20 protein-coding genes are annotated in these 16,441 nt (G+C 57.9%); 10 read left to right on the top strand and 10 right to left on the bottom strand.

Annotated elements, in window-relative coordinates:
- From rapZ to ALO80_RS25020, 9 genes are all read right to left on the bottom strand, one after another.
- A complete protein-coding gene (rapZ, locus tag ALO80_RS25060; RefSeq protein WP_055010933.1) occupies nt 1-858 on the bottom strand; it encodes an RNase adapter RapZ in 858 nt (285 codons plus the stop codon).
- A 2-nt stretch (nt 859-860) separates the two neighbouring features.
- Nucleotides 861-1,325 (bottom strand): PTS IIA-like nitrogen regulatory protein PtsN, encoded by a 465-nt coding sequence (ptsN, locus tag ALO80_RS25055; RefSeq protein WP_055010932.1) that lies wholly within the window; start codon nt 1,323-1,325, stop codon nt 861-863.
- Between the two features lie 11 nt (nt 1,326-1,336).
- Nucleotides 1,337-1,645 (bottom strand): ribosome hibernation-promoting factor, HPF/YfiA family, encoded by a 309-nt coding sequence (gene hpf, locus ALO80_RS25050; protein WP_002555091.1) that lies wholly within the window; start codon nt 1,643-1,645, stop codon nt 1,337-1,339.
- A gap of 75 nt (nt 1,646-1,720) precedes the next feature.
- Nucleotides 1,721-3,214 carry an RNA polymerase factor sigma-54 gene (locus tag ALO80_RS25045; RefSeq protein ID WP_054985091.1) on the bottom strand — a complete coding sequence of 498 codons (1,494 nt, stop codon included), beginning with the start codon at nt 3,212-3,214 and terminating at the stop codon, nt 1,721-1,723.
- 182 nt (nt 3,215-3,396) lie between these two features.
- Nucleotides 3,397-4,122 carry an LPS export ABC transporter ATP-binding protein gene (gene lptB, locus ALO80_RS25040; protein ID WP_002555089.1) on the bottom strand — a complete coding sequence of 242 codons (726 nt, stop codon included), beginning with the start codon at nt 4,120-4,122 and terminating at the stop codon, nt 3,397-3,399.
- Nucleotides 4,123-4,671, bottom strand: a complete 549-nt coding sequence (gene lptA / locus ALO80_RS25035; protein ID WP_002555088.1) for a lipopolysaccharide transport periplasmic protein LptA — start codon at nt 4,669-4,671, stop codon at nt 4,123-4,125. It lies immediately after the preceding gene.
- Nucleotides 4,658-5,230: an LPS export ABC transporter periplasmic protein LptC gene (gene lptC / locus ALO80_RS25030; protein ID WP_054985092.1), complete on the bottom strand. Its 573-nt coding sequence runs from the start codon at nt 5,228-5,230 to the stop codon at nt 4,658-4,660. The genes lptA and lptC overlap by 14 nt, the downstream gene beginning before the upstream one ends.
- An 8-nt stretch (nt 5,231-5,238) precedes the next feature.
- Nucleotides 5,239-5,778 carry a KdsC family phosphatase gene (locus ALO80_RS25025; protein ID WP_055010931.1) on the bottom strand — a complete coding sequence of 180 codons (540 nt, stop codon included), beginning with the start codon at nt 5,776-5,778 and terminating at the stop codon, nt 5,239-5,241.
- Nucleotides 5,778-6,752, bottom strand: coding sequence for a KpsF/GutQ family sugar-phosphate isomerase (locus ALO80_RS25020; RefSeq protein ID WP_055010930.1), 975 nt, complete (start codon nt 6,750-6,752; stop codon nt 5,778-5,780). Before ALO80_RS25020 ends, ALO80_RS25025 begins: the two co-directional genes overlap by 1 nt.
- A gap of 304 nt (nt 6,753-7,056) precedes the next feature.
- Between ALO80_RS25020 and ALO80_RS25015 the strand changes: the two genes are divergently transcribed.
- The 10 genes from ALO80_RS25015 to hisC all read left to right on the top strand — a co-directional run bounded on the left by ALO80_RS25015 (nt 7,057) and on the right by hisC (nt 15,059).
- Nucleotides 7,057-7,866 (top strand): ATP-binding cassette domain-containing protein, encoded by an 810-nt coding sequence (locus ALO80_RS25015; RefSeq protein ID WP_005754063.1) that lies wholly within the window; start codon nt 7,057-7,059, stop codon nt 7,864-7,866.
- A complete protein-coding gene (gene mlaE / locus ALO80_RS25010; protein ID WP_054985095.1) occupies nt 7,866-8,663 on the top strand; it encodes a lipid asymmetry maintenance ABC transporter permease subunit MlaE in 798 nt (265 codons plus the stop codon). The genes ALO80_RS25015 and mlaE overlap by 1 nt, the downstream gene beginning before the upstream one ends.
- The gene (gene mlaD, locus ALO80_RS25005) at nt 8,663-9,130 is read left to right on the top strand and encodes an outer membrane lipid asymmetry maintenance protein MlaD (RefSeq protein WP_054985096.1); all 468 of its coding nucleotides are present in this window, start codon (nt 8,663-8,665) and stop codon (nt 9,128-9,130) included. The genes mlaE and mlaD overlap by 1 nt, the downstream gene beginning before the upstream one ends.
- Before the next feature lie 19 nt (nt 9,131-9,149).
- Entirely contained in the window at nt 9,150-9,800 is a 651-nt protein-coding gene (locus ALO80_RS25000; RefSeq protein WP_054985097.1) for an MlaC/ttg2D family ABC transporter substrate-binding protein, read from the top strand.
- A complete protein-coding gene (locus ALO80_RS24995) occupies nt 9,797-10,102 on the top strand; it encodes an STAS domain-containing protein (RefSeq protein WP_054985098.1) in 306 nt (101 codons plus the stop codon). The genes ALO80_RS25000 and ALO80_RS24995 overlap by 4 nt, the downstream gene beginning before the upstream one ends.
- A 114-nt stretch (nt 10,103-10,216) precedes the next feature.
- A complete protein-coding gene (locus ALO80_RS24990; protein WP_002555079.1) occupies nt 10,217-10,456 on the top strand; it encodes a BolA family protein in 240 nt (79 codons plus the stop codon).
- Nucleotides 10,457-10,478: 22 nt separating this feature from the next.
- Nucleotides 10,479-11,744 (top strand): UDP-N-acetylglucosamine 1-carboxyvinyltransferase, encoded by a 1,266-nt coding sequence (gene murA, locus ALO80_RS24985; RefSeq protein ID WP_002555078.1) that lies wholly within the window; start codon nt 10,479-10,481, stop codon nt 11,742-11,744.
- 156 nt (nt 11,745-11,900) lie between these two features.
- Nucleotides 11,901-12,536 carry an ATP phosphoribosyltransferase gene (gene hisG / locus ALO80_RS24980; protein ID WP_002555077.1) on the top strand — a complete coding sequence of 212 codons (636 nt, stop codon included), beginning with the start codon at nt 11,901-11,903 and terminating at the stop codon, nt 12,534-12,536.
- A gap of 124 nt (nt 12,537-12,660) precedes the next feature.
- Entirely contained in the window at nt 12,661-14,007 is a 1,347-nt protein-coding gene (hisD, locus tag ALO80_RS24975) for a histidinol dehydrogenase (protein ID WP_055010929.1), read from the top strand.
- On the top strand, nt 14,007-15,059 hold the full coding sequence (gene hisC, locus ALO80_RS24970) for a histidinol-phosphate transaminase (protein ID WP_055010928.1): 1,053 nt from the start codon (nt 14,007-14,009) through the stop codon (nt 15,057-15,059). Before hisD ends, hisC begins: the two co-directional genes overlap by 1 nt.
- 174 nt (nt 15,060-15,233) lie before the next feature.
- Here hisC and algW read toward each other — a convergent pair whose 3' ends face one another.
- Nucleotides 15,234-16,394 carry a Do family serine endopeptidase AlgW gene (gene algW / locus ALO80_RS24965; protein WP_004656566.1) on the bottom strand — a complete coding sequence of 387 codons (1,161 nt, stop codon included), beginning with the start codon at nt 16,392-16,394 and terminating at the stop codon, nt 15,234-15,236.
- Between the last annotated feature and the right edge of the window lie 47 nt (nt 16,395-16,441).

Genomic DNA, 16,441 nt, shown 5'->3' with positions numbered 1-16,441 from the left:
TCAGCTAAGGTCGCGGTGGCGAACCTGAACGTTCTTGAATGATTGTTGCAAGACCTGGCCGAGCCGTTCGGTCAGGTAGACGGAGCGGTGGTGCCCGCCGGTGCAGCCGATGGCAATGGTAACGTAAGAACGGTTGCTGGCAGCAAACCGGGGCAGCCATTTGTTCAGGTAAGCGAAGATGTCCTGAAACATCTCTTCAACATCGGGCTGCACCGACAGGTAGTCGATAACCGGCTGCTCAAGTCCGGAATGGTCGCGCAGCTCAGGTTTCCAGTACGGGTTGGGCAGGCAGCGTACATCGAAAACCAGGTCGGCATCGATAGGCATGCCGCGCTTGAAGCCGAAGGACTCGATCAGGAACGCGGTGCCTGGTTCGGGCTTGTTCAGCAGGCGAAGTTTGAGTGCGTCACGCAACTGATAGAGGTTCAGGTGAGTGGTGTTGATCTTCAGGTCGGCCAGATCGATGATCGGGCCGAGCAGTGCGGTCTCGTCACGTATAGCCTCGGCCAGCGAGCGCTCCGCGGTGCTCAGCGGGTGGCGACGTCGGGTTTCCGAAAAGCGCTTGAGAAGGGTTGCCTCGTCCGCATCGAGGTACAACACGTCGCACTGGATGTTGCGTGAGCGTACTTCATCCAGCATCTGCGGAAAGCGGGTGAGATGGCTGGGCAGATTGCGCGCATCTATGGAAACCGCCAGCAAGGGCTCGGCCAGCTCGGTATTGATCAGCGCACGTTCGGCCAGCTCCGGCAGCAGGCCGGCAGGAAGGTTGTCGACACAGTAAAAACCGCTGTCTTCCAGCACATCCAGCGCCGTACTTTTGCCTGAGCCGGAGCGGCCGCTGACGATGATCATGCGCATGGTCAGTTTCCGTTCTGCACGTCCAGCACCACTTTATAAAGCGCTTCAGAGCTTTCAGCACTGCGCAGGCGCTTACGCACATCTTTGTCATCGAGCATGCTGGCGATCTGGCGCAGCAGCTCCAGGTGCTCATCGGTAGCGGCTTGTGGGACCAGCAATACGAACAGCAGGTCGACCGGCGCGCCATCGATGGCGTCGAAATCAACCGGGTTGGCAAGGTGAATGACCGCGCTGACAGGCTGGCTGCACTCGGCGAGACGACAGTGAGGGATTGCAATGCCGTTGCCGAAACCGGTCGAACCCAGTTTTTCGCGGGCAACAAGACTTGCGAATACTGTGTCCGAAACCATGCCCGGTACTTCACGACCGATCAGGTTGGCGATTTCTTCGAGTACACGCTTTTTGCTGCCGCCCGGCACGTTCACACAGGAGCGGCCGGGGGTCAGGATATTTTCGATTCGGATCATTTAAATGGGCGTTAGCGAGCGGCCGCACCTTTGAGGATGCTTTGCTGCTTTTCCTTATGCTTGAGCAATTGTCGGTCTAGCTTGTCAGTGAGCAGGTCGATGGCAGCATACATATCGTCATGTTCGGCATTGGCAACGACCTCTCCACCATGGATGTGCAACGTGGCTTCGATCTTCTGCTTGAGCTTCTCGACCGTCATCGTGACCTGCACGTTGGTAATCTTGTCAAAATGCCCCTCGAGCTTCTTGAGCTTGAGCTCAACGTATTCGCGAAGGGGTTTGGTCACTTCCAGTTGGTGTCCACTGATGTTGACTTGCATACAGCTTTCTCCTTTGCCAGTGCATAAAGAGACAGGCATGGCGCCTGCCTCTGGGACGCTGTGGCTCGGCCTGCATCACATCAGCCGCTTACGCTCACTGGAAGGCGCTATCCCGAGTGACTCGCGGTACTTGGCGACTGTGCGACGGGCTACTTGAATGCCTTGTGCCTCCAGTAAACCAGCGATCTTGCTATCACTCAACGGCTTTTTCTGATTTTCCGCCGCAACCAGTTTTTTGATGATTGCGCGAATTGCCGTTGACGAGCATTCGCCGCCCTCGGAAGTGCTTACATGGCTTGAGAAGAAGTATTTCAGCTCGTAAATGCCACGTGGAGTGTGCATGAATTTCTGAGTGGTCACGCGCGAGATGGTCGACTCATGCATGCCCACAGCCTCGGCAATATCGTGCAGGACGAGCGGCTTCATGGCCTCGTCACCGTATTCAAGAAAACCGCGCTGGTGTTCGACGATCTGTGTGGCGACCTTCATCAGCGTCTCGTTGCGGCTTTGCAGGCTTTTGATGAACCAGCGCGCCTCTTGCAACTGATTGCGCATGAAGGTGTTGTCTGCGCTGGTATCGGCGCGGCGCACAAAGCCGGCGTATTGCGGATTGACACGCAGGCGCGGTACTGACTCCTGATTGAGTTCGACCAGCCAGCGCTCGTTGTCCTTGCGCACGATCACGTCGGGAATGACATATTCGGCTTCTGTGGATTCGATCTGCGAGCCAGGGCGCGGGTTGAGGCTCTGGACCAGTTCGATGACCTGGCGCAGCTCGTCTTCCTTGAGCTTCATGCGCCGCATCAACTGACCGTAGTCGCGGCTTCCCAGCAGATCGATATAATCGGTGACCAGGCGTTGTGCTTCTGCCAGCCACGGCGTTTTCGCCGGCAACTGACGCAATTGCAGCAGCAGGCATTCGCTCAGGTTTCGCGCGCCGACGCCTGCCGGTTCAAACTGCTGGATACGGTGAAGGACGGCTTCGATCTCGTCGAGTTCGATGTCCAGCTCAGGATCGAAAGACTCGAGAATCTCATCGAGCGTTTCGTCCAGATAGCCCTGATTGTTGATGCAATCGATCAGCGTGACCGCCACCAGACGGTCCTTGTCGGACATTGGCGCGACGTTCAATTGCCACAGCAGGTGGCTTTGCAGGCTTTCGCCTGCAGAGGTGCGAGTGGTGAAGTCCCACTCGTCATCATCGTTGCTTGGCAGGCTGCTGGCGCTGGTCTGGTAAATGTCTTCCCATGCCGTATCGACAGGCAGTTCATTGGGGATGCGCTCGTTCCATTCGCCATCTTCAAGGTTATCCACAGTCGGTGCGGATTCCTGATAGGTCGGTTCCTGAACGTCGGGATTGGGCTTTTGTTCGATGTTGTCGGCAAGCGGGTCGGAGTTATCGAAGTCGTCGCCTTCTTCCTGCCGTTCCAGCATGGGGTTTGACTCCAGCGCTTCCTGGATCTCCTGCTGGAGGTCCAGAGTGGAAAGCTGAAGTAAGCGGATTGCCTGTTGCAGCTGCGGTGTCATCGTCAGCTGCTGGCCCATTCTCAAGACTAGCGATGGTTTCATGGCAGGGGCTAAACACCTTATTCGCCGGCGCGCATGCGCCATCTACTACAGGCGCCGTGGCGCCAACTTAAGCAAATTATATGCCTGAAACCTGTGCCTTTGCCTAGAGTGGTATGACAAATAAAATATTGTCAATACACTGCTTAGGCAACAATCGGCTGCGAAGCGTAAAGGGCAGTCGATTAAAGGCGGAATTCGTGGCCGAGGTAGACCTCTTTCACCAGCTGGTTCGCCAGAATGGTCTCGGAGTCGCCTTCTGCGATCAGTTGCCCATCGTTGACGATGTAGGCAGTTTCGCAGATATCCAGCGTTTCACGGACGTTGTGGTCGGTGATCAGCACGCCGATACCCTTGGCCTTGAGGTGGTGAATGATCTGCTTGATATCGCCCACGGAAATAGGGTCAACGCCTGCGAACGGTTCATCCAGAAGGATGAATTTCGGTGCGGTAGCCAGCGCCCGAGCGATTTCCACGCGGCGACGCTCGCCGCCCGACAGGCTCATGCCCAGATTGTCGCGGATGTGGGTGATGTGAAATTCCTGCAGGAGGCTTTCCAGCTCCTTGCGACGTGCCCCGGCATCGAGTTCCTTGCGGGTCTCGAGTATCGCCATGATGTTATCGGAAACCGACAGCTTGCGGAAAATCGACGCTTCCTGCGGTAGATAGCCGATGCCGGCGCGGGCGCGGCCGTGCATGGGTTGATGGCTGACGTCCAGGTCGTCAATCAGCACGCGCCCCTGATCGGCCTGGACCAGTCCCACGATCATGTAGAAGCAGGTGGTCTTGCCGGCACCGTTGGGGCCCAGCAAACCGACGATCTGGCCGCTGTCGATGGAAATGCTCACATCGCGCACGACCTGTCGGCTTTTGTAGCTTTTAGCCAGATGCTGGGCTTTGAGCGTTGCCATTTACTGGGCCTTCTGAGGTTGATCGGTTTTCTTTTTCGGCTGGATGACCATGTCGATACGTGGACGTGGTGTGGTCACCTTGGCACCGCCATTGGCGCGACCGGCACTGACGACCTGTCTGACCGTGTCGTAGACGATTTTCTCGCCTTCGGACGTGTTGCCATCATTGATGACCTTGGCCTTGTCGATCAGGACGATGCGGTCCTGCCCGGCGTAATACTGGATAGTGACGGCGTAAGCCTGCACGATCGGTTTATCAACTGCAGGCTTCTGCTCGTAATAAGCCAGATTGCCGACAGACGTGAACACGTCCACTTCGCCTTGGGCATTACGCGTGATCGTCACGGTGTTACCAGTGATTTTCATCGAGCCCTGGGTGATGATGACGTTGCCCTTGTAGGTCGCTACGCCTTTCTTGTCATCGAGCTGAGCATCGTCAGACTGGATGTGGATCGGCTGATCGCGGTCGGTTGGCAGGGACCAGGCGCTCGCGCTTCCCAGTGCTGCGCCCAGGCCGAGCAATAAAGGAAGAGTTTTAACGAGCCTCATACTGTCCTCTTACGTTGGACAGCAGGTCCATCCTGCTGTCTTTCAAATACGCTTTCATTCCCTTGGCCGTAGTCACACCGCCTGCGCCGTCGATTCTAACGTCTTGCTCGGTCTGCGCATATTGCTTCTGAGGGAATACGGTCATACGACTGGTGGTGATAATAGTCGTACGTTGTTTTTCATCGGTACGTTCGACGCGTACGGAGTCGATAAGCTCGACCTGGTCGCCACCTGACGAAACCTCGCCTTTCTTGCTCTGCACGTGCCAGGGAAACTCGCCGCCGCGATACATATGCAGATCCGGCGTAGTCAGCAGGGTCACGTCAGTGGCCTTTACGTGCTCGACCTTGTCAGAGGTCATGTCGTATTGAAGCGTGCCGTCCGGCAAATACTGAACACTATGGGCATTGATCGCATAGTAGTCGATGACCGTGTCATCGACCGTTGCGACCGGTTGGTCCATAAAGCTTTCCGGGCTGATATTCCAGTAGCCGACCGCTGCCAGCAGCAGTGCCAGTACCCCGAGAAGCAGGAACTTGCGAATTTTTTTAGTGAACATAATGGCTTCTATAAATAGGCGGAGTGAGCCGCTTCAAGGTTGCCTTGCGCACTCAGGATCAGTTCGCAGAATTCGCGCGCTGCGCCTTCGCCGCCCCGCGCGTTGGTGATTCCATGTGCGTGCTCGCGTACAAAAACGGCCGCATTGGCGACGGCCATGCCCAGTCCGACGCGCCTTATGACTGGCAAGTCTGGCAGATCATCGCCCAGATAGGCGACTTGTTCGTAACCAAGCTGGAGTTCTGCAAGCAGTTTGTCCAGCACCACCAGCTTGTCTTCGCGTCCCTGAAACAGGTGCTCGATGCCCAGGCTCTTTGCCCGACGCTCGACGATCGAGGTCTTGCGGCCGCTGATAATGGCTGTCGTGACGCCCGAGGCTATCAGCATTTTTATGCCTTGGCCGTCCAGGGTGTTGAATGTCTTGATCTCGCTGCCGTCTTCCATGAAATAAAGACGGCCGTCGGTGAGTACGCCATCGACGTCGAAAACGGCCAGTTTGATAGCCTTGCCGCGTTGCATGAGATCCTGGGTCATCGTTTCGGTTTCCATTACATGACGCCTGCGCGCAAAAGGTCCTGCAGGTTGAATGCGCCAACCGGCTGGTCATTCTGGTCTACGACAACAAGTGCACTGATTTTGTTGTCTTCCATGATTTTCAGCGCTTCGGCGGCCAGCATTTCTGCATGAGCCGTTTTGCCGTGAAGCGTCATGACTTCATCGATGACGGTCTGACGGATGTCGACAGGGCGATCCAGTGTTCTGCGCAAATCGCCGTCGGTGAAGATGCCGGCCAGTGTGCCATCGGCTTCGACAATTGCAGTCATGCCCAGCCCCTTGCGAGTCATTTCGAGCAGCGCATCCCGTAGCAGGGTGCCGCGTTGCACGCTGGGCAATGCGTCGCCGGAGTGCATGACATTCTCGACCTTGAGCAGCAGGCGACGACCCAGCGCGCCACCCGGATGGGAAAATGCAAAGTCTTCTGCCGTGAAACCCCGTGCATCGAGCAGCGCCACGGCCAGGGCGTCGCCCATGACCAGTGCGGCAGTCGTCGATGAGGTCGGTGCCAGATTGAGCGGGCAGGCCTCATGCACGACATGGGCATTGAGGTTGATGTCGGCAGCCTTGGCCAGAATGGACTCCGGGTCGCCGGTCAGGCTGATCATCTTTATGCCCAGCCGCTTGATCAGCGGCAGCAGGGTCACGATCTCGTTGGTGCTGCCGGAATTTGACAGGGCGAGAATGATGTCATCACGGGTGATCATGCCCATGTCGCCATGACTGGCTTCAGCCGGGTGCACGAAAAACGAGGTGGTGCCCGTGCTCGCCAGCGTGGCGGCAATCTTGTTGCCGATGTGTCCAGACTTGCCCATGCCGACCACAACGACTCGACCCTTGCTGGCGAGGATCATTTCGCACGCGCGCACAAAGTCGCCGTCAAGACGTTCGAGCAAGCCGTGTATGGCTTCTATCTCAAGGCGAATGGTGCGTTGCGCCGATTGGATCAGGTCAGTGGATTGGTTCATGTCTGGAAGGGGTCAGCCTGCTGAAAGGCGGCGATTATAGCGGTAATGAACGATTCCCTCACGTCTGATCGTCGTTGTGTTGTTTTTAAACGAATTTCCTACGTGTTCGAGGGTCTGTATCCACGTCTGTTGCCATAACATTGTGGTACAGAATAATTCAGCGAATACCTGAACCGCTCGGTTCTCTTCTTGGGGGCGGGTGGCGGCGGTGGTATAGTTCGCGGCCTGTTCGGCGCGCCTGGACAGCTTGTCGGGCTCCAAGAACCGGCGGCTGCTGGCGAAGGCTGTATCGCAAGGAGTTTAGATGAGTCCTGATGACGCCTATGCGGTCGAGTTGAAAGGTGTGTCTTTCAAACGCGGTACGCGCAGCATTTTCAATAACGTAGATATTCGTATTCCGCGGGGCAAGGTCACCGGGATCATGGGGCCGTCCGGTTGTGGCAAGACTACCTTGCTGCGCCTGATGGGCGCGCAGTTGCGTCCGGGCGAAGGCCAGGTATGGGTCAATGGCCAGAACCTGCCGGAGCTGTCGCGCAGCGATCTGTTCGATGCCCGCAAGCAGATGGGCGTGTTGTTTCAGAGCGGCGCGCTGTTTACCGATCTGGACGTTTTCGAAAATGTTGCCTTTCCCTTGCGTGTGCACACCGAGCTGCCGGAAGAAATGATCCGCGACATCGTACTGCTCAAGCTCCAGGCCGTGGGTCTGCGCGGTGCGGTCGAGCTGATGCCCGACGAATTGTCGGGTGGCATGAAGCGTCGTGTCGCGCTGGCCCGTGCAATCGCACTCGACCCGCAGATCCTCATGTATGACGAGCCCTTTGTCGGGCAGGATCCTATTGCGATGGGGGTGTTGGTGCGCCTGATCCGGTTGCTCAACGATGCGTTGGGTATCACCAGTATCGTGGTGTCTCATGATCTCAGCGAGACGGCGAGCATTGCCGATTACCTGTATGTCGTGGGCGACGGTCAGGTGCTGGGGCAGGGCACGCCCGAGGAATTGATGTCCTCGGACAATCCACGAATTCGTCAATTCATGACCGGCGAGCCTGATGGCCCTGTACCGTTTCACTATCCGGCACCGGATTTTCGCGAAGATCTATTGGGGAAGCGCTGATGCGCAATAAGTCACTGATGGACCGGGTTCGCCTGTTGGGGCGCTCGGCCATTGATATTGTTACTGTTCTGGGGCGTTCCGGTCTGTTTCTGGTCCATGCCCTGCTTGGTCGCGGCGGCGCGGGCAGCAGTTTTCAGTTGCTGGTAAGGCAGCTGTATTCGGTCGGTGTCATGTCGCTGGTCATCATTGTGGTGTCCGGACTGTTCATCGGGATGGTGCTGGCGCTGCAGGGCTTCAGCATTCTGACCAAATACGGTTCCGAGCAGGCAGTCGGCCAGATGGTCGCACTGACCCTGCTGCGTGAACTCGGTCCTGTGGTGACGGCTTTGCTGTTCGCCGGCCGTGCCGGTTCTGCATTGACCGCCGAGATCGGCAACATGAAGTCCACCGAGCAGCTGTCGAGCCTTGAGATGATCGGTGTCGATCCGCTCAAGTACATCGTTGCCCCCCGCTTGTGGGCAGGTTTCATCTCGCTGCCGATTCTGGCGATGATTTTCAGTGTGGTCGGTATCTGGGGTGCTTCCTGGGTGGCGATCGATTGGCTGGGAGTCTATGACGGCTCTTTCTGGTCGAACATGCAGAACAGCGTTTCTTTCACGAACGATGTGCTCAATGGGGTGATCAAAAGCGTCGTATTTGCCTTCGTGGTGACGTGGATCGCCGTTTTTCAGGGTTACGACTGCGACCCCACTTCCGAGGGGATCAGCCGCGCGACGACCAAAACCGTCGTATATGCCTCATTGGCCGTGCTGGGACTGGACTTTATTTTGACCGCCTTGATGTTTGGAGATTTCTGATGCAAAACCGTGCCATCGAAACCGGAGTCGGTCTGTTCCTGCTGGCCGGAATACTGGCTCTGCTCCTGCTGGCCCTGCGAGTCAGTGGTCTGAGCACAAGCGCCAGCACTGACACGTATAAACTTTATGCCTACTTCGACAATATTGCCGGTTTGACTGTCAGAGCCAAGGTAAGCATGGCTGGCGTCACCATCGGCAAGGTAACGGCGATCGATCTGGATCGCGATACCTTCACCGGTCGTGTGACGCTTGAGATCCAGAAGAAGGTCGACAACCTGCCTTCCGACTCGACGGCGTCGATCCTGACCGCTGGCCTGCTGGGTGAGAAATACATCGGTCTCAGCGTCGGTGGCGATGACAAGCTGCTAAAGGACGGTGCAACCATTCATGACACGCAGTCGTCGCTTGTGCTGGAAGACCTGATCGGGAAATTCCTGCTCAATACCGTAAGTAAAGACGCCAAGTAAGCCAAGTAAGGAGTTTTAAATGATCTCTACCCTGCGCCGCGGTCTGCTGATATTGCTGGCCACCTTGCCGATGCTGGCCAATGCTGCGGCAACGCCTTCGGCTCACGATCTGGTGGAACGTACCACCAAGGAACTGTTGAGCGACCTGGCTACCAATCGTGAGCAGTACAAGTCCAATCCGAGTGCTTTTTACGACGCGCTGAACCGTATTGTCGGACCGGTCGTCGACGCTGATGGCATTTCCAAAAGCATCATGACCGTGAAGTATTCCCGCAAGGCGACGCCTGAACAGGTGAAGCGTTTCGAAGAAAACTTCAAGCGCAGCCTTATGCAGTTCTACGGTAACGCATTGCTTGAGTTTAACAACCAGGGCATCACCGTAGCGCCTGCCAAGGATGAAGGCGACGACCGTACCAGCGTTGATATGCAGGTCAAAGGCAACAACGGTGCCGTCTACCCGGTTTCCTACACGCTGGTAAAACTGAACGGCGAGTGGAAGGTGCGTAACGTTGTCATCAACGGTATCAATATCGGCAAGCTGTTCCGTGATCAGTTCGCCGACGCCATGCAGCGCAACGGTAACAACCTGGACACCACAATCAATAACTGGGCTGGCGAAGTCGCCAAGACCAAGTCCACCGTAGACGCTGCGCAGAAGCCTGCACAATGAGTGAGTCCGCTGTCCGACTCGTCGGTCCGGGCGAACTCCGGTTGATCGGTGTGCTGGATTACCGCACCGGTCCGCAGCTGCGCAAGCAGGGTGCGGCACTGATCAAGTCCGGCGATCTGGCCGACCTGACGCTCGACTGCTCGGGCGTCGAGAAATCCAGCAGCGTGGGTCTTGCCTTGCTGCTGGCTTTCATGCGCGATGCCAGGGATGCAGGCAAGTCGATCACGGTCCGGTCGCTGCCTGAAGACATGCGCCAGATAGCCCGCGTATCAGGTCTGACCGAGTTACTGGACACCCACTGACAGGCATTATCGAGAAAGCCCTTTATCCGGGACCTGCTTGTCGGGCTTCGCATAACATGGGCTTTTTTGTATGATGGCCGACCCGCGCGCGTACAGCGCCGATCGAGGTTAAGCATGCAGGCCGTAGAAGTTAAAAGCTTCCTTGAAGGAAAGCTGCCGGAAATCAAGGTGGAAGTCGAAGGCGAAGGCTGCAACTTCCAGCTGAATATCATCAGCGACGAATTGGCTGGCCTGAGCCCGGTCAAGCGTCAGCAACAGATTTATACCCATCTGAACCCCTGGATTGCCGATGGCAGCATCCACGCGGTGACCATGAAATTTTTCAGCCGCGCTGCATGGGCCGAGCGTTCCTGAGCCAATTGGTGTCGAGACTCTAATGGATAAATTGATTATTACCGGCGGCGTTCGTCTTGATGGCGAAATTCGCATTTCCGGCGCAAAGAACTCTGCCTTGCCGATTCTTGCCGCCACCTTGCTGGCTGACGGGCCGGTTACCGTTCAGAACCTGCCACACCTGCACGACATCACCACCATGATCGAGCTGTTCGGTCGCATGGGCATCGAACCTGTGATCGATGAAAAACTCAGTGTCGAGATCGACCCGCGCACCATCAAGACGCTGGTCGCCCCGTACGAACTGGTAAAGACCATGCGTGCGTCGATTCTGGTCCTGGGCCCGATGGTCGCTCGTTTCGGCGAGGCCGAAGTGGCGCTGCCAGGCGGCTGTGCCATCGGTTCGCGTCCGGTTGACCTGCATATCCGTGGTCTTGAAGCCATGGGTGCGATCATTGATGTCGAGGGTGGCTACATCAAGGCCAAGGCACCTGAGGGTGGCTTGCGTGGCGCCAACTTCTTCTTCGATACCGTGAGCGTGACCGGTACGGAAAACATCATGATGGCTGCGAGCCTCGCCAACGGGCGCAGCGTGCTGCAGAACGCTGCGCGCGAGCCCGAGGTTGTCGATCTGGCCAACTTCCTGATCGCGATGGGTGCGAAAATCCACGGTGCCGGCACCGACACTATCACCATTGATGGCGTCAAGCGTCTGGGCCCGGCCACCTACAAGGTCATGCCTGACCGTATCGAGACCGGCACCTATCTGGTAGCCGCCGCCGTCACCGGTGGTCGCGTGAAGGTCAAGGATACCGATCCCACCATCCTTGAAGCTGTTCTGCTCAAGCTTCAGGAAGCCGGTGCGGAAGTCACGACCGGTGAAGACTGGATCGAGCTGAACATGCACGGCAAGCGTCCAAAGGCTGTCAACGTGCGTACCGCGCCGTACCCGGCGTTCCCGACCGACATGCAGGCGCAGTTCATCTCGCTCAATGCGATTGCCGAAGGCACAGGTGCGGTCATCGAGACGATCTTCGAAAACCGCTTCATGCATGTGTATGAAATGCACCGCATGGGCGCTCAGATCCAGGTCGAAGGCAACACGGCCATTGTCACCGGGACCGAAGTGCTCAAGGGCGCGCCAGTCATGGCAACCGACCTTCGGGCGTCGGCCAGTCTGGTGATCTCTGCGCTGGTCGCCCAGGGCGACACGCTGATCGATCGCATCTACCACATAGACCGTGGTTACGAGTGCATCGAAGAGAAGCTGCAAATGCTGGGTGCCAAGATCCGCCGCGTTCCGGGCTAGAGTAGCGTGCGGTCCTGATGCCTCCGGCATCGGGGCCGCCTGTTCTGTCGCGGGTGTGATTTCTGATTCGTTTCACTTCAGGCCGAACAGGCTTGAGGGTTGTCATGCGCCGCTGGCGTCGTGACAAAAGTTTCCTGATAAGGACTTACGTTTCCCATGTTGACCATCGCACTGTCCAAGGGCCGCATTCTTGATGACACCCTGCCGCTTCTTGCTGAAGCGGGCATCGTGCCGACCGAGAATCCGGACAAGAGCCGCAAGCTCATCATCCCCACGACTCAGGCCGATGTGCGCCTGCTGATCGTGCGAGCCACCGATGTGCCGACCTATGTCGAGCATGGGGCTGCCGATCTGGGTGTCGCGGGCAAGGATGTGTTGATGGAGTACACCGGCCAGGGCCTGTACGAGCCGCTGGACTTGCAGATTGCCAAGTGCAAGCTGATGACTGCAGGCGCTATCGGTGCCGTCGAGCCCAAGGGTCGTCTGCGCGTGGCGACCAAGTTCGTCAATGTTGCCAAGCGTTACTACGCCGAGCAGGGCCGTCAGGTCGATATCATCAAGTTGTACGGCTCCATGGAGCTGGCACCGTTGATCGGTCTGGCAGACAAGATCATCGACGTGGTCGACACCGGTAACACCTTGCGAGCCAATGGCCTTGAGCCGCAGGAGCTCATTGCGACCATCAGCTCGCGGCTGGTGGTAAACAAGGCGTCCATGAAAATGCAGCATGCACGCATTCAGGCCCTCATCGACACCCTGCGCAAGGCAGTGGAGTCGCGACACCGTAGCTGATTCACTCACGCAACGTTGAGTTGCGTCCAGCTATCCGTGTCATAGCCAGATTTCTCAGGTGCCTGCGCGGATAGCTTGGTAGCTTTAGGCTCCTGAGCATCCGCCAATTATTGAGGCCACCGCTATGACCACGCCCACTGCAATTCGCCGACTCGACGCTGCTGATCCGGATTTCGCACGACATCTGGATCATCTGCTGAGCTGGGAAAGTGTGTCTGATGACTCGGTCAACCAGCGCGTGCTCGACATCATCAAGGCGGTGCGCGAGCGTGGTGATGCGGCGCTGGTCGAGTTCACCCAGAAGTTTGACGGGCTGCAGGTCGCTTCGATGGCCGACCTGATTCTGCCTCGTGAGCGCCTGGAGCTGGCGCTGACCCGCATTACGCCGGTTCAGCGCGAAGCACTGGAAAAGGCTGCCGAGCGTGTGCGCAGCTACCACGAAAAGCAGAAGCAGGATTCCTGGAGTTACACCGAGGCCGACGGTACGGTGCTGGGCCAGAAAGTCACACCGCTTGACCGCGCAGGTCTGTATGTACCCGGTGGCAAGGCCTCTTATCCGTCCTCGGTATTGATGAATGCCATACCGGCCAAAGTGGCTGGCGTGACCGAAGTGGTCATGATCGTGCCCACGCCGCGGGGTGAGATCAACGAACTGGTACTGGCGGCCGCCTGCATTGCCGGCGTCGACCGGGTGTTCACCATCGGTGGCGCGCAAGCTGTGGCAGCGCTGGCTTACGGCACCGAAAGCGTGCCGAAGGTCGATAAGGTTGTCGGCCCTGGCAACATCTATGTAGCCACTGCCAAGCGTCATGTGTTCGGCCAGGTCGGTATCGACATGATCGCCGGTCCTTCCGAGATTCTGGTGGTGTGTGACGGTCAGACCGACCCGGACTGGATCGCCATGGACCTGTTTTCCCAGGCCGAGCACGACGAAGACGCCCAAGCCATTCTGGTCAGTCCGGATGCCGACTTTCTCGACAAGGTCGCGGCCAGCATTACCCGTTTGCTGCCGACCATGGAGCGCGCAGCTATCGTTGAAACGTCGATCAACGGCCGAGGTGCGCTGATAAAGGTGGCGGACATGGCGCAAGCCATCGAGGTCGCCAACCGCATTGCGCCTGAGCACCTGGAACTGTCGGTTGCCGACCCCGACGCCTGGCTGCCGCAGATTCGTCACGCAGGTGCGATCTTCATGGGCCGTCATACCTCCGAGGCGCTGGGCGATTACTGCGCAGGCCCCAACCACGTGTTGCCGACTTCCGGTACGGCACGTTTTTCCTCGCCGTTGGGTGTCTATGATTTCCAGAAGCGCTCATCGATCATCTATTGCTCGCCCCAGGGGGCGTCCGAGCTGGGCAAGACAGCATCCGTACTGGCTCGTGGCGAGTCATTGAGCGGTCACGCCCGCAGTGCCGAATATCGAATCACTGACCCCGACTGGAAAGCACGCAACACAGAGGACGGCAAATAATGAGCAAATTCTGGAGCCCTTTCGTCAGCGGTCTGGTGCCATACGTGCCGGGTGAGCAGCCGAAGTTGACCAGGCTGGTCAAACTCAACACCAACGAAAACCCGTATGGGCCGTCGCCAAAGGCCGTCGAGGCCATGCACGCTGCGCTGACCGACGACTTGCGTCTGTACCCGGACCCTAACAGCGACCTGCTCAAGCGCGCTGTTGCCGATTATTACAACGTACAGCCCAACCAGGTGTTCCTGGGCAACGGTTCTGATGAAGTGCTGGCGCATATCTTTCACGGTTTGTTTCAGCACGAGGCACCCTTGCTGTTCCCGGACATCAGCTACAGCTTCTATCCGGTGTACTGCGGCCTGTACGGAATCGACTACGAGATGGTCGCACTGGACGATCAATTCCGGATTCGTGCCGAAGACTATGCGCGGCCGAACGCCGGAATCATCTTCCCCAACCCGAATGCGCCAACCGGTTGCCTGCTTGGCCTGGACAAGGTCGAGCAGATCATCAAGGCCAGCCCGGATTCAGTGGTGGTTGTCGACGAGGCGTACATCGACTTTGGTGGCGAAACCGCGATTACGCTGGTCGATCGCTACCCGAACCTTCTGGTCACCCAGACCTTGTCCAAGTCACGCTCACTGGCCGGCCTGCGCGTCGGTCTGGCGGTGGGGCACCCTGATCTGATCGAGGCGCTGGAGCGGGTCAAGAACAGCTTCAACTCTTATCCGCTGGACCGCATGGCCAACGTGGGCGGTGCGGCGGCTTTCGAGGACCGTGAGCATTTCGAAGCGACGCGCAACAAGGTCATCGAAAGTCGCGAGGTGCTGGTCGAGCAGTTGCAGGGCAAAGGTTTTGAAGTGCTGCCCTCGGCCGCCAACTTCATCTTCGCCCGTCACCCGCAACACGACGCCGCAGCCCTGGCCGCAAAGCTGCGCGAGCAGGGCATTATCGTTCGTCACTTCAAGCAGCAGCGTATCGCTCAGTTCCTGCGCATCAGTATCGGCACGCCAGAGCAGCATCAGGCCCTGCTGGAAGGTCTGAGCGACATCTAAGGAGGGGGTCTGTGAGCCCGAAAGCGGGCTGACTCTGCATTGCCACTCAGGCTCGTGCACAGATCGTCCAGAACGACATGCACACGCGCAGGACTCCGCCAGCAAGCTCAATCCCACGCCCTTCGGGCAGAAGCCTGGACGCCTTTTTTTCCGGGCGTCTCAGGTAATGGCGCTTTACTCCGGCGCTGCGGCAGGCGTCGGTGCAGGCGGCGGACGCAGGCCGACTTCAGCGCTCAGACGCATTTCCTTGCCGTTGCGCATCACGTCGATGGCAATCTTGTCCTTGGGCTTGGTGCGCGCAACCTGGTTCATCGAGCGGCGACCGTCGCCGGCAGGCTCGCCATTTATGCTCAGGATCACATCCCCCAATTGCAGCCCGGCCTTCTGTGCAGGTCCGTCGCGGAAGATGCCTGCCACAACGATGCCCGGACGATCCTTCAGCCCGAACGACTCGGCCAGTTCCTGGGTCAGCGGTTGAACTTCGATGCCAAGCCAGCCACGAATGACCTGGCCGTGTTCGATGATCGACTTCATGACGTCCATCGCCAGCTTGGTCGGAATGGCGAAGCCGATGCCCTGGGATCCGCCGGATTTGGAAAAGATCGCGGTATTGATGCCGATCAGGTTGCCGCTGGCGTCTACCAGTGCGCCGCCCGAGTTGCCCGGGTTGATGGCCGCGTCGGTCTGAATGAAGTCTTCGTAGGTATTGAGGCCCAACTGGTTACGGCCAGTGGCACTGATGATCCCCATGGTCACGGTCTGACCAACCCCGAACGGGTTGCCGATGGCCAGCGCGACGTCGCCGATACGGATGCCGTCAGAACGTGCGATGGTGATTGCGGGAAGGTTTTTCAGGTCGATCTTGAGTACCGCCAGATCGGTTTCCGGGTCGTTGCCGATCACCCTGGCAATGGTTTCACGGCCGTCTTTCAAGGCAACCACGATCTGGTCTGCGCCAGTAGTGACGTGGTTGTTGGTCAGTATGTAGCCCTCCGGGCTCATCATGACGCCAGAGCCGAGGCTTGACTCCATGCGCTTTTGCTTGGGCGTGTTGTCGCCGAAGAAGCGCCGGAACTGCGGGTCTTCGAAAAGGGGATTATTGCCCTTGTTGACCATCTTGGTGGTATAGAGGTTGACCACCGCCGGGGCTGCGGCAATGACCGCATCGGCATAGGAAGACGGACCTTGCATGACGTTGGTGGTCTGTGGAGCCTGTTGCAGATTGACATCCAGGCTCGGCAGGCCGACCCACTGCGGATAACGCTGAATAATCAGCATGGCGATAAGCACGCCAGCCAGCAATGGCCAGCCGAAAAAACGCAGTGCCTTGAACATTTAACAAGTCCTGATGGTTGCGGGCGCAGAAAGTTTTGCCACGGGTG

Source organism: Pseudomonas caricapapayae (assembly GCF_001400735.1).
Lineage (GTDB): Bacteria > Pseudomonadota > Gammaproteobacteria > Pseudomonadales > Pseudomonadaceae > Aquipseudomonas > Aquipseudomonas caricapapayae.
This window is presented reverse-complemented; position numbering and strand designations above follow the sequence as displayed.

Excerpts from the sequence above, each read along its gene's own strand:
- mlaE (WP_054985095.1), top strand. The coding sequence starts at position 7,866 with ATGCGCAATAAGTCACTGATGGACCGGGTTCGCCTGTTGGGGCGCTCG.
- ptsN (WP_055010932.1), bottom strand. The coding sequence starts at position 1,325 with ATGATCCGAATCGAAAATATCCTGACCCCCGGCCGCTCCTGTGTGAAC.
- hpf (WP_002555091.1), bottom strand. The coding sequence starts at position 1,645 with ATGCAAGTCAACATCAGTGGACACCAACTGGAAGTGACCAAACCCCTT.
- ALO80_RS25020 (WP_055010930.1), bottom strand. The coding sequence starts at position 6,752 with ATGAACCAATCCACTGACCTGATCCAATCGGCGCAACGCACCATTCGC.
- ALO80_RS24990 (WP_002555079.1), top strand. The coding sequence starts at position 10,217 with ATGCAGGCCGTAGAAGTTAAAAGCTTCCTTGAAGGAAAGCTGCCGGAA.
- hisG (WP_002555077.1), top strand. The coding sequence starts at position 11,901 with ATGTTGACCATCGCACTGTCCAAGGGCCGCATTCTTGATGACACCCTG.
- hisD (WP_055010929.1), top strand. The coding sequence starts at position 12,661 with ATGACCACGCCCACTGCAATTCGCCGACTCGACGCTGCTGATCCGGAT.
- lptA (WP_002555088.1), bottom strand. The coding sequence starts at position 4,671 with ATGAGGCTCGTTAAAACTCTTCCTTTATTGCTCGGCCTGGGCGCAGCA.
- algW (WP_004656566.1), bottom strand. The coding sequence starts at position 16,394 with ATGTTCAAGGCACTGCGTTTTTTCGGCTGGCCATTGCTGGCTGGCGTG.
- ALO80_RS25000 (WP_054985097.1), top strand. The coding sequence starts at position 9,150 with ATGATCTCTACCCTGCGCCGCGGTCTGCTGATATTGCTGGCCACCTTG.
- hisC (WP_055010928.1), top strand. The coding sequence starts at position 14,007 with ATGAGCAAATTCTGGAGCCCTTTCGTCAGCGGTCTGGTGCCATACGTG.
- ALO80_RS25025 (WP_055010931.1), bottom strand. The coding sequence starts at position 5,778 with ATGGAAACCGAAACGATGACCCAGGATCTCATGCAACGCGGCAAGGCT.
- ALO80_RS25045 (WP_054985091.1), bottom strand. The coding sequence starts at position 3,214 with ATGAAACCATCGCTAGTCTTGAGAATGGGCCAGCAGCTGACGATGACA.
- murA (WP_002555078.1), top strand. The coding sequence starts at position 10,479 with ATGGATAAATTGATTATTACCGGCGGCGTTCGTCTTGATGGCGAAATT.
- lptB (WP_002555089.1), bottom strand. The coding sequence starts at position 4,122 with ATGGCAACGCTCAAAGCCCAGCATCTGGCTAAAAGCTACAAAAGCCGA.
- mlaD (WP_054985096.1), top strand. The coding sequence starts at position 8,663 with ATGCAAAACCGTGCCATCGAAACCGGAGTCGGTCTGTTCCTGCTGGCC.
- ALO80_RS24995 (WP_054985098.1), top strand. The coding sequence starts at position 9,797 with ATGAGTGAGTCCGCTGTCCGACTCGTCGGTCCGGGCGAACTCCGGTTG.
- rapZ (WP_055010933.1), bottom strand. The coding sequence starts at position 858 with ATGCGCATGATCATCGTCAGCGGCCGCTCCGGCTCAGGCAAAAGTACG.
- ALO80_RS25015 (WP_005754063.1), top strand. The coding sequence starts at position 7,057 with ATGAGTCCTGATGACGCCTATGCGGTCGAGTTGAAAGGTGTGTCTTTC.
- lptC (WP_054985092.1), bottom strand. The coding sequence starts at position 5,230 with ATGTTCACTAAAAAAATTCGCAAGTTCCTGCTTCTCGGGGTACTGGCA.